The 12,256-nt window shown below is 45.9% G+C and carries 12 protein-coding genes; 3 read left to right on the top strand and 9 right to left on the bottom strand.

Features of this window, described 5'->3' with window-relative positions; genetic code table 11:
• Positions 1–39 precede the first annotated feature (39 nt).
• Entirely contained in the window at positions 40–615 is a 576-nt protein-coding gene (locus tag BN1360_RS14280) for a TetR/AcrR family transcriptional regulator (RefSeq protein ID WP_068780691.1), read from the bottom strand.
• A gap of 371 nt (positions 616–986) precedes the next feature.
• Positions 987–1,538, bottom strand: a complete 552-nt coding sequence (locus BN1360_RS14275; RefSeq protein WP_068780525.1) for a CDP-alcohol phosphatidyltransferase family protein — start codon at positions 1,536–1,538, stop codon at positions 987–989.
• A 192-nt stretch (positions 1,539–1,730) separates the two neighbouring features.
• Here BN1360_RS14275 and BN1360_RS14270 point away from each other — a divergent pair, with 192 nt between their 5' ends.
• Both BN1360_RS14270 and BN1360_RS14265 read left to right on the top strand, forming a co-directional pair.
• A complete protein-coding gene (locus BN1360_RS14270) occupies positions 1,731–2,189 on the top strand; it encodes a MarR family winged helix-turn-helix transcriptional regulator (RefSeq protein ID WP_195714266.1) in 459 nt (152 codons plus the stop codon).
• Positions 2,190–2,261: 72 nt separating this feature from the next.
• Positions 2,262–2,750: a DoxX family protein gene (locus BN1360_RS14265; protein ID WP_068780523.1), complete on the top strand. Its 489-nt coding sequence runs from the start codon at positions 2,262–2,264 to the stop codon at positions 2,748–2,750.
• Between the two features lie 165 nt (positions 2,751–2,915).
• Here the strand turns inward: BN1360_RS14265 and BN1360_RS14260 are convergent, their stop codons facing one another.
• The 5 genes from BN1360_RS14260 to BN1360_RS14240 all read right to left on the bottom strand — a co-directional run bounded on the left by BN1360_RS14260 (position 2,916) and on the right by BN1360_RS14240 (position 8,885).
• The gene (locus tag BN1360_RS14260) at positions 2,916–4,646 is read right to left on the bottom strand and encodes an SGNH/GDSL hydrolase family protein (RefSeq protein ID WP_068780522.1); all 1,731 of its coding nucleotides are present in this window, start codon (positions 4,644–4,646) and stop codon (positions 2,916–2,918) included.
• A gap of 166 nt (positions 4,647–4,812) precedes the next feature.
• Positions 4,813–5,910: a GerAB/ArcD/ProY family transporter gene (locus tag BN1360_RS14255; protein ID WP_068780521.1), complete on the bottom strand. Its 1,098-nt coding sequence runs from the start codon at positions 5,908–5,910 to the stop codon at positions 4,813–4,815.
• A 43-nt stretch (positions 5,911–5,953) separates the two neighbouring features.
• Positions 5,954–6,175, bottom strand: coding sequence for a hypothetical protein (locus BN1360_RS14250; RefSeq protein ID WP_068780520.1), 222 nt, complete (start codon positions 6,173–6,175; stop codon positions 5,954–5,956).
• Positions 6,172–7,356 carry a Ger(x)C family spore germination protein gene (locus BN1360_RS14245; RefSeq protein WP_068780519.1) on the bottom strand — a complete coding sequence of 395 codons (1,185 nt, stop codon included), beginning with the start codon at positions 7,354–7,356 and terminating at the stop codon, positions 6,172–6,174. Before BN1360_RS14245 ends, BN1360_RS14250 begins: the two co-directional genes overlap by 4 nt.
• Before the next feature lie 38 nt (positions 7,357–7,394).
• Positions 7,395–8,885 carry a spore germination protein gene (locus BN1360_RS14240; protein WP_324254269.1) on the bottom strand — a complete coding sequence of 497 codons (1,491 nt, stop codon included), beginning with the start codon at positions 8,883–8,885 and terminating at the stop codon, positions 7,395–7,397.
• A 203-nt stretch (positions 8,886–9,088) separates the two neighbouring features.
• Here BN1360_RS14240 and BN1360_RS14235 point away from each other — a divergent pair, with 203 nt between their 5' ends.
• Positions 9,089–9,517, top strand: a complete 429-nt coding sequence (locus BN1360_RS14235) for a hypothetical protein (RefSeq protein ID WP_068780518.1) — start codon at positions 9,089–9,091, stop codon at positions 9,515–9,517.
• Positions 9,518–9,554: 37 nt separating this feature from the next.
• Here the strand turns inward: BN1360_RS14235 and BN1360_RS14230 are convergent, their stop codons facing one another.
• Positions 9,555–9,884, bottom strand: coding sequence for a hypothetical protein (locus BN1360_RS14230; RefSeq protein ID WP_068780517.1), 330 nt, complete (start codon positions 9,882–9,884; stop codon positions 9,555–9,557).
• Positions 9,885–10,076: 192 nt separating this feature from the next.
• Positions 10,077–12,209: an EAL domain-containing protein gene (locus BN1360_RS14225; RefSeq protein ID WP_068780516.1), complete on the bottom strand. Its 2,133-nt coding sequence runs from the start codon at positions 12,207–12,209 to the stop codon at positions 10,077–10,079.
• Between the last annotated feature and the right edge of the window lie 47 nt (positions 12,210–12,256).

The following is a 12,256-nucleotide window of genomic DNA, read 5'->3' as shown; positions in this document are numbered from 1 at the left end:
TATGTTTGTTAGTACTAACTAACACTATGAGTAAAAAAATCATGGGGTCAATGCCTTAACAAATAGATCGATACTCGAATGCATAAAATCTTGCATCGTAACTTCAGTAAACGACGCACCGAACAACTGCGACATAAAAGCTCCGTAATTTAGCCACATCAACGTCATAGCCTGAGTTTGCGCGTCCGTGGATATCATTTTGTGCTTACTTTGCATCTCGTCAAAATATTTCGTTAACAATTCCAGAAATTTGCGCGGATGCCTGTCTGCCTTCTCGCGGATACTTGTTAATTCGTTATCACTCAAGACGATAATAAACAATTTGCGGTTACGCTGCATGATGTCATGGTACATTTGGCAAATCGTAAATAAATCCTCTTTCAAATCCCATTTGATATCCTCTTTAAAAAGCTTTTCCATTTCAACGGAGTAATGATAACGATCAACGGCTTGCTCAAGCAAATTCTGTTTACTTCCGAAATTGCGAAACAAAGTCATCTCGCTGACACCTGCTACTGCGGCGATTTCTTTGGTCGAGACACCTTTGTATCCTTTTTCAGCCATTAAATCGATAGCGGTCAGCATCAATTTACTTTTATTGTCCAAGGTCTGCATATTCATCAAACATATACCTTTCTCAGTATGGTTTGTTGCCGATAGTTAGTGATCACTAACATTTGGCTATATATTACAATCATTCTTTACGAAAGTCAATCTGAACTATCGTCTTATCGTTTTATTCTATGTTCAACTTTTGCTTGTTCTGCCACATTTTGGCCCTCCTTGCCCAATATCTACTTCCTATAAATACTGCTTGCACTTGTTCTGAGGTATCCGCAACGCCGCATCGAAATATCTGGATAAGTATTCTCCTTGATAATTCTGAGCGGGCTGTTGCTCGACCAGTGTAAATGCATAAGCTATTATACGGCTATACCAAGCCGAGATGGGAAACTGTTCATTGGCGAAGTGATCCTGGAGGGCATTTAATTTTTATGTTTTCGCAAAAAGATGCTTTTTTCGTTTGGATTGTACGATTTACGTGACAGCAACAAAGCGCTTTCCTCCAGTGCAGATAGAAAGGTTATGCTTCCGATCGTGACGACGGCCCATACCGGTATAAAGCCAAGGTAAATGCAAACCGGCCACAAGGCGATCAATGTAAGGCCCGCTGCTTTGTTGGCGATTGTGTGCAGTCCACCCCATTGCCGAAATTTTCGCTTTACAAGCGCGACATTGAATAACCTGACGGTAGCCACCAAAGCAAATATAACAATAAACAACCTGTCAGTGGGTATTAAAAGCGGCGTGATTATAATTATTACGCTATAAAAAACAACATCCGCAAGACTGTCAATTTTTGCACCAAAAGAAGAACCTACGTTGAGGCGACGGGCAAGAAATCCATCCAGCACATCGCTTATTCCGCAAATTATATACAACACTAATAAAATGCTTGTTCTTTCTATACATACCAGCATCAAAAGGGACAGAGGGATTCTTAGAAAAGTCAAAATATTGGGTAAAGATTTTTTCATAGGACTCCATCGAGGACATTTTATTTTGAGGAACTGTTCAAATTGTATCACTGTCGAAGAGGAGGTTTCAACGGCATGGAGGACTGGTTTTATCGATTGATCAGTTCGAAAGGTTATCCCCGGTTGTTGCCTCTTGTTTTACAAGTAAGGGAAGGATTTGACAAAAGGGTTTAGTTGCTATACACTACTTTCATGATGAACAGTGAGAAACTTACAAATGAGAGCATTGGAAGTCTCCTTCTGGACGTGTTCCAGGCGTTTGGGAAACAAGATCGAAAGATTAGGGATTATGGTGTAGAGGAACCGTTATTTCATTCCGAGATCTATACGCTCGCTGAAATCAAGGAGCATGAAGGCATTCACATTACAGCGCTGGCTGAACGCTGCGGCGTAACGAAAGGAGCTATATCCCAGGTATTGAAAAAGCTCGAGCAGAAAGGGCTGGTGAGCAAAGAAAAAGATGCCCGCAATCAGTCCAGATTGATGCTTAAGGTCACCCCTAAAGGTGAAATCGCCTATGCCCGTCACTTGGAATATCTGAACCAATTTAAACATATGGTTGTAGAGGTATTGGGGGATGCTCCTAACGAACAGGCGCGAGGGATCAAAGATTTCTTAACGAAATTGGAAGAACGTTTATCCCATAATTAGGCGCTAATTTTTTTTAGACAAAGTGTTTAGTACCTATACTCATTAATGATTTACTATTTAGGAGGTTATATTATGGAACCCGTTATTGTGCTGATTGTCGTCACGGTTATTCTTCTCATTGCAGGTGCTGTCGGTGTACAGCGATTGCGCCCATGGCCGGTTGCGCTTCGGGGCGGTCTCGCGGCGATGTTCATGCTGACCGGGACGGTTCACTTCGTCTATCTTCGCACGGAGCTCATCGATATGGTCCCGCCTGTTCTGCCATATCCCGGCCTCATCGTAACGATCACCGGTGTGCTGGAATGGATCGGAGCGATAGGTTTATTGTGGCGTCCTACTGTCCTTTGGGCATCTGGCGGGCTGTCGCTACTGCTGATCGCCATGTTTCCTGCCAATCTATACATAGCGATTAACGGCCTCTATACCAGTCCTGAAGACGCCTTGATCCCCCGTACGCTCATGCAGATCCTGTTTTTGTCCGTTGGTGTATCAATTTGGACGTATTATTTCCGTCATCGATCCATCCGGAAGCCGGGTGGAAAGTTCGAAGCAACAAGGTAAAATAAAAACAACTCCCGCTTCTGCTATTTTCCCTTTTTCTCAGGATTAAACTGCTGGAAATCATAAAAGCAACCATTATAATAAATGGTTGCTTTTTGCTTGGTCGTTTGGTCGTGGCTTTTGTTCATCAGAAGAACTTGCTTTGTTTCTATGTTGTTGTCTAATTTACAGCACATAACCGAACCCTAAAATCGTGAAGTGCTTGTCCTCCTGTCCGGCTGCCATTTCGATCTCCACCGTATGCTCCATCAAATCCTGTTCGTCATAGAGGATCACCGCATTGCAATGTGTCCAATTCGCGATATGTGGATCACCCTGCCTCACCAGCCTTCCGTCTACCCATAGATTTGCCGTACCGAATTCAGGATCTCCGGAGTCTTTGAACACCAGAATAAGCCGTTTACTCCGAAGTGTCATCCTGAAGCGATCAACCCCTGATTTAGCGGTATGCATCCAGTTATTAGGGAATTGTGGTGTTCCGTAAGTATGATCGTCCATATTTGCTGTGTGCAGATCGGTATCTGTCTCCCGGAATCCCCCCGCATCAATCCGAGCGATCCCTTCGCCATTCAGGCGATCCAAGAGTTGAATCCCCATATAATTATTCCCGATAATCGGCGGCTTGTCCGTTGAGATATCCTCCTCCGCAGAGATGGTCTGGTCGGTAACTGTGAATAGCCAGGCCAGGCAATCGGCCATAACTCTATGTCCCGCATTGGTAGGATGATAAATATCGTAGAAAAACTGCTTTTTAGAGATGACCTTGCCCTGATCTGCAGTCCAGCGGAACTGCTCTACAACGGCATCCTTCACACTAACCATCGGAAGATCATAATGCCGTCCGACAGGAGCTAGACGATCCTGAAGATTCCAGTCATTCATAAACACGCTGAACAGTAAAATTACCGCGGGCCGGCTATTTGCGTTCAGCGCCTTGAGCACCAGGCTCTCGTAACAATTTCCTTCCGTCTCGTCGTTCGCATCATTCACGGCAAACTCCACAACGACAATATCCGGCTGGGCGGTTCCTTCCTTCAGTACATCCCGATCATAGCGGACAATACCCAGCTCCGACGGCGTGCCCCCCAGACCGGCCTTGATCAGTCGAATCGAACTGCCCTCCTGTGGAGCGAACATTTGTTTAAAGAGATCATAAGAACGATAAGCGTAACAATGACTATGAATCGGAACTGCCCCTGCGCCCTGAGTGATCGAGCCGCCAATGTAAGCGATCGTGACAGATTCACCTTTTTTCGCCTTCTCGATGGCCGCCTTCAATCTCTTGTTATTGCCCGGAGACATGAGAGACTTCTTAATCATCTCCCGATAGGACTGCGACTCGAACTCGACCGGTGAATCATTCACAAGCTCCGGAACCCGGTAACCATCATTCAGATAGAAAACAACGCTAGTCGTCGCCAGAGCGCCTGCTCGATCGAATTCAAAGGCGAATTTGGCAAGAACATCATCATCCGGAGATGCTTCGAAATCGTCCAGGATCAGAAGCGCTTCCGAGCCATCAGCAGGGCATGAGGTGCTCATTCGGGATCCCGATTTGTTCTTCCCTCGATGCTCAAGCGTAAAATGAACTTGAGCAATCTCCTCTTCATGCGCTTGAACGGAGATTCCAATACTGTGTACCAGTCGGCGAAACCCGCTAGAGCTCTTCAGAAGCTCAAGAATAGCTTCATCTGATACATTGCCCGCAATCCGCGCCTTATCCACAAGCCGATTGCCGTCCAGGTAAATTTCTTGCGAGAACGTCCCATCCGGACGAGGCGTTGCTTCAATCATAGCTTCATGCAATATGTATAACTCACTGCGTTTGGCTACCGGATCCCGCGGCGCTATCGGACCTCCTGTTCCATTTACAAGATCAGACGAAGGGTTGCTCATGGATCATCATCCTCTCTAATAATAGATTAAGAAGAGTATAGCGCTTACATAATGGTGCGGCAAGCTAGCTCGCAACGATTTGAGTCTTCTATGGAGCGCCTGCTCCAAATACACCTAATAAAATCGGGAGCACGCTAAAATACCTTCTGCAGTGCTTCCCCTATTTCTAATTATGTTCATGCTTTTTCTTCCGTCTGCGCAGGACGGCAACAAATAGCAAAAACAGTGGCATAAGCAGGTAGGTAGTCATGATATGGAAGGGGACCGCCGTCTTGATCCAATATGCAAAGACTGAAAAATTGGGCAGATCCCAAATACCAAGCACTAGACAAAACAGCCCGATCGGAAAAACAACCGAACGATAATCCGCAACCCGAAAATATTGGGTTATTGAGAGCGTAGCCGCGTAAACATATAAACTGATTTGCAAGAAATGTCCGACCACCCACATCCCAAGCAGAAAGGCCTCCAAATTTTCCAAAAAGGTGCCGATGCTCACATAACGAAAGACAACAAGAAGCGGGTACAATTTATTGCCTAAGTCCGGTCCCAGCAAAAACAATGCCATCAGATTGGAGTAAGTAAGGAGCAGCACGATAATGACCAGCGAAATGTACCCCCATTTTCTCCCCTTCTGCGGATCCGTCACACTGGGCAGCAGAAAACTCATCAGAAAAAACTCGCTTAACCAGCCCATCATAGAGAACGAACCTTTAAGTACTGGAGTGAGCCCATGACTTAAAACCGGGAGAATCGCCTTCGGGTCCAGATCTGGAATCAGCAGCAGCATAAAAAAGATTGGGAATATAAATACGGGAAAGAAAAGAACATTGCTTCTGGCCAACACTTCTACACCGCCGCGGACGGCGATTGTACATAGAAACATCAGCGTTACCATAATCACCATGACAGGTGTTTTGAACAGGAAATTGCCGGTTACGAAATCCGCATATTGCCGGGTGATTGCACCCGCGGTATGTAAATTATAAAAAATAATCCAAAGCCCTAATATTTTCCCGGGAACTTTGCCGAGAATTTCTACGCTATATTGAATAATCGTCTGTCCGGGGTAAAATTCATGTAAACGGGTTGCCGTATATACTGCAATAACCCCTGCTACAGCCGCCAATAAGCCAGTGAGCCAAAGATCATTTTGTGCATATTGGGCTGTTAACGTAGGCAATACCAGAAAACCGGAAGCCAGTACAGCCGGGTACAGCATAAGCCCCATTTGAAAAGAGGAAATTCCCCCTTTTTCCAGCATCAATTCTCACCTCTCCTTGTTTAGTCAATCCCATGCAATTACGTTACAGCTCCAGCAGTCTCTCGAGCGGTTTATAGATGAGCAGGATCAGGGTAGTTGGCCCCGGCGTATTGGGGAGGTCGAGCATGGACAAGCCCAGCACCAGAAGGAGCAGCGAGATAAATACAACTTTATCCCTTATTGGTCTGGTTTTCAGTCCCTTCCACTCCAGCAGAATGACCAGCAAGGTCATGATCAAAATCATCAGAAAAAAATGCCATTTCATTTCATTTTCACGTCTCCCTGCGATGAAGAGATTAATCCCGGTCTAAGAATCTTTGTTTCAATATCCGTTATAATTTGCACCTCGGGGAATCGTTCTTCCCAGTTATCCTTCACTTTCTCCCATTGTTTGGGATATTTCCGGTGGAACTCCCGGGCGAAATCCAAAATGTCTATCTTGTACTCACGTTGAGTCTTATCAAGAGCTACCTTTATTCGCTCGTAGACATCATTTTTGAATCCCCTGTTCATAGCTTGAAGGGAAGACGGGTCCATAGGATTCAGCGAGGTACTATTCTTTATAATATCCCCTTCTGTCACCACCTTAACCGTTATCTTCCATACATCATCCTCAATCTTGGGAATCAGCTTAATGTTGGCCCACACGGGTTTCAAAGCGATAATGCCCTGCTCCGGTTCCGGTGCTTTAAACACGACCGTGTACTCTTTAATTTCATCCCTCAGCCACATTACCCCCCTTGTGTCCCCTTCAGACAATTCCCCGATCATTCTGTCTTTTCTAAAGATGGCACTCCCCATCAGATATGGAATGGTCTCCAGCGGCTTCGCCGATTCTTTTTCCGGAAGTATATGGACCATCGGCAAAATGGCCGCCTGGGATTCCCCGTTCAGCATGAGACTCAATTGGTGCAGCGTGACCCGTATGCCGATATGCAGATCCGCCAGCCTTCGCAGCACTTCGGCCGAGGAGTTCTCCAGCTTAGGAAACACTTCAAGCGCTTTCGACGCTTCTCCTTTGCTTACAAACATATAGGCACGCTCTCTTGACTCAGGAAATCGAACTAAATAATCCAGATGTTGTCGTATTCCGGATTTAGCAACCGCCTCGCTAAAAATAAAGATTCTGCATTGCCCCCAGAACATATCTCTGGATAATTCCCGCTGCAGCTTGGAGAGAGCATCTGCAATATCAATGCCCGTTTCTGATTGAACCGTAGTCTTTGCCACTGCTGGGGAAGTGCCTCCTCCGGATGTTCCCGATCCGATCTGGGCCTGGGGAAGGATAACCTGTACGGTTGCCCGAACCTCATTATTCTCGGCTTCATCAAAAGCGAGCGCAGAAATCAGGGCCATATCATCAAGTTCAATACGGTCCCAGCAGCCGCCTAACAATAGAAGCAGCGGAAAAGAAATCACAGCTTTCAAGATCCAAGCTTTTTTCATAGTTTCAACACTCCTCACTGAAGCTGCCCAATCCCAATCTATTTGCCGTTTCCGCGGGTTGGATCCGGTCTTTGTCCAGGGGGCTGCCGGTATTTCTTGTATTTGCCTATAAACCGCGGGCGCGTGTTCATCTTCCACCAGTGTTCCCTGGCCAGAGTATCCTTCCATTCATTGAAATTGGGTGTGCTAATCTCGGACAGATAGGGCACTCCGAAAGAGCGTAGATTGCACATATGCAGCACAATCGCGATAACCCCCATCACGACCCCGACAAGCCCAAGGCTGCCCGCCAGAAAAATCAAGGGAAAACGCAGCAATCGAACGGCGATTCCTGTAATGTAGCGCGGTATCATAAACGAAGATATCCCGGTAATTGCCACCACAATAATCATCGGCGCCGACACCAATCCGGCCTGAACCGCCGCCTGTCCGATAACCAGCGCTCCTACAATGCTGACCGCAGCCCCGACCTGCTTAGGCAGCCGCACTCCCGCTTCGCGCAGCGCTTCAAAGGTAATCTCCATAATTAACGCTTCTATTAATGCCGGAAAAGGAACAGCTTCCCGGGAGCTTGCCATACTAATGAGCAGTGAACCGGGCACCATCTCTTGATGAAAGGTAATCACGGCCACATATAAGGACGGAAGCAAAAGAGCAACGGCAACAAAGCTGTAGCGCAACCAGCGAATGGTTGTAGTAATTATTGAACGCTGATAATAATCCTCCTGCGACTGGAGCAGCGAGAAGAAAGTAACCGGAGCGACCAGAACAAAAGGTGTACCTTCCGTCAGAATCGCCGCCCTTCCTTCCAGAAGACAACTGGAGACGACATCCGGCCGCTCGGTACTCAGCAATTGCGGAAAGGGGGAATAGGGATGATCCTCAATCATTTCCTCAATATAACCGCTCTCCAATATGCCGTCGATCCGGATATGGTTAAGCCGGCTCCGGATCTCCTCAATCAGTGTTTCGTCCACAAGATCTTCAATATAAGCCAGAACGACACTCGTCCGTGTATATTCGCCGATTTTAACGGATTCCATTTTAAGCTTCGGAGTTTTAATAATGCGCCTGATTTGTGAGGTATTGGTACGCAAATCTTCGGTAAATCCTTCCCTGGGCCCTCTGATTCCTACTTCTGCAGACGGCTCTTCTACGGCCCGTTTCTCCCACTTTGTCATGCCAAAGCTATAACAGGCTGTCTGCCCCTCAATGATCAATATCGTATTGCCGTCCGATAAAGCTTCCGCGCACTCGCTAAATAAAGTAAATTTTTTCACTTGCAGTGATGATACTCTTCGTCTGATCAAATCTCCTATATCCTCACAGTTTTCGTTCCCCTCCAGCATTAGTGGAGTAACAACAAACCGTTCAATTCCTTCAGTATCCGCTAATCCCTCGATATGCATTATCAAAGCTTTGGTCCTGCCTTCGATCAGGAAAGAATGGTACATTACATCTGAACAATGGTTATACAGCTGGCGAAGATAGGCTTCATTCCGCTGCAAATCCGAATAGAGCTTCTGCACTATAAATAGCTCCTTTCGCTGAAGCTGGATACTTTTATATAAAATCACCCGAATGAATTAGCTTTATTCAAGCGATATTATGAATTTCTCCTGCTAAGATCCGACTAGGATAGAGCCATTTTTTGCCACGGTATTATTACTGCCTATACCTCCGCTAAAAATTATCATAGGGTAATTAGGAATAAGGCGAGGAGGTGAATAAGGTGGGACGTTTTTTGGACCAGCAAGTATCGCAAAATTCCAGCACAACCGGGTCTATCGGCATCATTCTGGTTGACTCGTCACCCATGCTGTTTGGTACCCTGGGATTGGATGTTTCCGAAGCGGGGCCAAATCTGCGCATTCAATTCACTGCGTTGGTAACCATAAGTGGAATTATTAGTGAAGAAACACCGATTACCATAGATATCTTCCGGGGTACCGGACCAGATGCCGTACTTATATACTCCCTGACGGAACTTCTGCCGATGGGAACAGTCCTCAAAGCTGTCATAGCTGACGGAGTAGACTACACTCCACCCAACTCGGGATTTTTGATCTACCAGGCGTTTGTGAGCAAAGGCGATGCGCCTACACAGTTCCCCGCCAGAAGGGGACCGGAAAGCTTCAGTGCAGCGGCCTACTCCGATTAGACAAAAAAATCCTGGAGCCTATCACTCCAGGATCTTTCTAATACGGGGAACTCAGATATTTTTTTATGCGCGATACCTCACTTGCCAGACTCAATTTTTGTAAATCTACGGATTCGCCATCATTTTCAACCAATCCTAAATGAGTTAAATCCCCTGTTTCTCCCATGCTTCCGTTAATTTGAAGCTTTGCAAACAGATCATTTTGGGGCGACAGCTCTTTCTCATGTACCGCTTTATCGTCGTCATCTCCCTCAATTCGCACAAGAACCGGTAAGCTGCCTTCGACTTCCCTTAATACATATTTTCGTCGGTTGTTCGGATTGTTGATACATTGGTACACGCCATCAATCGGCCTAAGAATATCCAATAAAACTCACCGCCTTTCACTTCATTTTTAATAGACTATTCCCGAGGAAGCTTAAACTTTCATTTATATTTATTTTAGTATGCTTTTTTTAGAGAATCGGGCGGAATGATCCCAATAGGGCACTCATTGTCCTTAATACGACAAAAATCGACCCGAATATTGTAATTGCTTAAATCCTTCATGAATTATGTCTCAGCTAGAGGTAAGTCTCCCTGCTTGAGTATCCTCTCGATCCCGGACCCATCCATGCTGCTGCAAGTACTCCATAAAGCTATCGCTGTCCAGCGACCTGCTAAAATAATACCCTTGATAATATTCACAGCCGAACTCATGAAGCAATTCCATTTGTTCCTGTGTTTCTACACCTTCCACAATAAGCTTGACCTTTAATTGACTACAAAGGGAGATCAAGGATTTTACAATCTGCCGGCGGTACCTATCACTGGTGATCGTACGTATTAGCGAAGCATCCAGCTTAACCACATTGGCATATAAATCGCACAAATACAGCAATGAGCTGTGACCGGCTCCAAAATCATCAATCGAGATACTCAGCCCCATTTCCTTGATTTGCTTAAGTTTGTTTAAAGTAGCCTCACTTAGATCAATGGTGGCATTCTCTGTAAGTTCCAGTTCAATACAATGAGGGTCAACCTCAAATCGGCGAATACACGATTCCACAACTTCAACCAGTGAATCATCCTCCTTCAGCTGCTGCGGGCTTAAGTTCATGGACAAAGAAACCTGCTCATATCCTTGGTCATGCCAATATTTCCAATCGCAACAGGCCTGATGGATGATCCATTGCCCCAATTGATGGGTTAAATGAGCTTCATCACAAAGGCTTAAAATAACCAGAGGCGATACGGTGCCATAAACCGGATGCATCCATCGCAGCAAAGCCTCCGCCCCCATCACTTCGCCTTTATAATTTACCTTTGGCTGATATTCCAAATGAAAGGACGGGGCATGATGGAGCAAACCGTCCCTGATTTCGGCCGCCAAAGCGCGAGCCAGGTAACCTGTTTCATCATGTCGGTTCAAAAAGCTTCTCTGTTGACCGGCTTGAATATATTGCACTTCGCTGGCCAGATTCCTGAAGGCCGTCATCCGCGAGCGGTGATGCTGCCTGGCCTGCAGTCGGACAAAAGGCATATAAATCAACACGGCCAATATCAGATTTGCCGCCTGCAATACGACTCCAGCCATAGATCCTGAACCAAGATAACCGGATAGAAAAATAGGGGTTGTCCATTCAACCGCATGGGTTGCCGGAGGAATCCAGCCTATATATACGGCTATCCAGGAGGTAATCCCTAGAATGACAGGCGACATCAGAAACGGAATCAAATAATAAGGATTGAATAGGATAGGCAGACCGAAAATGATGATCTCGTTGATGTTAAAAATGCCCGGCAGAATAGAAATCCTCGCTAGCCGCCGTTCTCCTCCCCTCTCTCCGGCCAATAGCAAAGCGACGAGCAGTCCCAAAGTAACGCCGGCCCCGCCGAGATACACATATATATCAAAAAATTCTTTTGTAAATATGGCGGAGATAGCGTTCTCAGAAACTTCTGTTCCTGCCCCTGACATCGTATTATTCATAAAATTACCGCCATGTATGCCTAGGAACCATAAGACATGTGTTAGAAGAATTATCATCAACGCTGAGAAATAGTTGTATTCTGAGAACCAGGCCTCGTGAATGATTCGCTGAAGCATTATTTGGATAACATCGAACCAATGCCTTGCTACGCTGAAGAAGAGAATGGTAAGCAGTGAGGGGATAACAGCCCGAAAAGAAGAACGGATTCGGGAGCTTCCCTGATAATCGATTAAATTCGAGGGACGGATGCGATCGCGGCAATTGTAAAAGAAACAGAACATCTTGCAAGCTAATACAGATATGATCAGTGCTCCGGAAATACAGGCGGTCCCTGCTTCCGCAGCGTTAGGGATCAGCTTCGAATCATTGCTGAAGGTAATATATGAAGCAAATGTCGTTATTACAATAACGATAGGGTTTACCTCTCCGGAAATCACAAGATTTTCTTTGCCTGCCAAGGCATAACTGACTGTAATCAGGGCTGTCATGGACAGGATCTGCAGCGTTCCGTGGTAAATCGATAGACTGATGTCCCGCCACCCGTCTCCAAGCGTATGTTCCAGAAAACTCTGGTAGATCGGAATGGGCAGATTCGTCAGCGCCAATATAAAGGAACCGATCAAAATAAGCGGCATCAAATATAACAGCCCCCTGCGGAGCCCCTGGAGAGTCTGTTGGTTAGCGAGTCTGGATGCAAGCGCATCAAGCTTCTCCATCATTCCTGTACTTCCCCTTTATATAGATGTAAATATAAATCATTTAGCTA

Source organism: Paenibacillus sp. GM2 (assembly GCF_900069005.2).
Lineage (GTDB): Bacteria > Bacillota > Bacilli > Paenibacillales > Paenibacillaceae > Fontibacillus.
This window is presented reverse-complemented; position numbering and strand designations above follow the sequence as displayed.

Coding starts and splice junctions, on each gene's coding strand:
- BN1360_RS14280 (WP_068780691.1), bottom strand. CDS start 615: ATGCAGACCTTGGACAATAAAAGTAAATTGATGCTGACCGCTATCGAT.
- BN1360_RS14275 (WP_068780525.1), bottom strand. CDS start 1,538: ATGAAAAAATCTTTACCCAATATTTTGACTTTTCTAAGAATCCCTCTG.
- BN1360_RS14270 (WP_195714266.1), top strand. CDS start 1,731: ATGATGAACAGTGAGAAACTTACAAATGAGAGCATTGGAAGTCTCCTT.
- BN1360_RS14265 (WP_068780523.1), top strand. CDS start 2,262: ATGGAACCCGTTATTGTGCTGATTGTCGTCACGGTTATTCTTCTCATT.
- BN1360_RS14260 (WP_068780522.1), bottom strand. CDS start 4,646: ATGAGCAACCCTTCGTCTGATCTTGTAAATGGAACAGGAGGTCCGATA.
- BN1360_RS14255 (WP_068780521.1), bottom strand. CDS start 5,910: ATGCTGGAAAAAGGGGGAATTTCCTCTTTTCAAATGGGGCTTATGCTG.
- BN1360_RS14250 (WP_068780520.1), bottom strand. CDS start 6,175: ATGAAATGGCATTTTTTTCTGATGATTTTGATCATGACCTTGCTGGTC.
- BN1360_RS14245 (WP_068780519.1), bottom strand. CDS start 7,356: ATGAAAAAAGCTTGGATCTTGAAAGCTGTGATTTCTTTTCCGCTGCTT.
- BN1360_RS14225 (WP_068780516.1), bottom strand. CDS start 12,209: ATGATGGAGAAGCTTGATGCGCTTGCATCCAGACTCGCTAACCAACAG.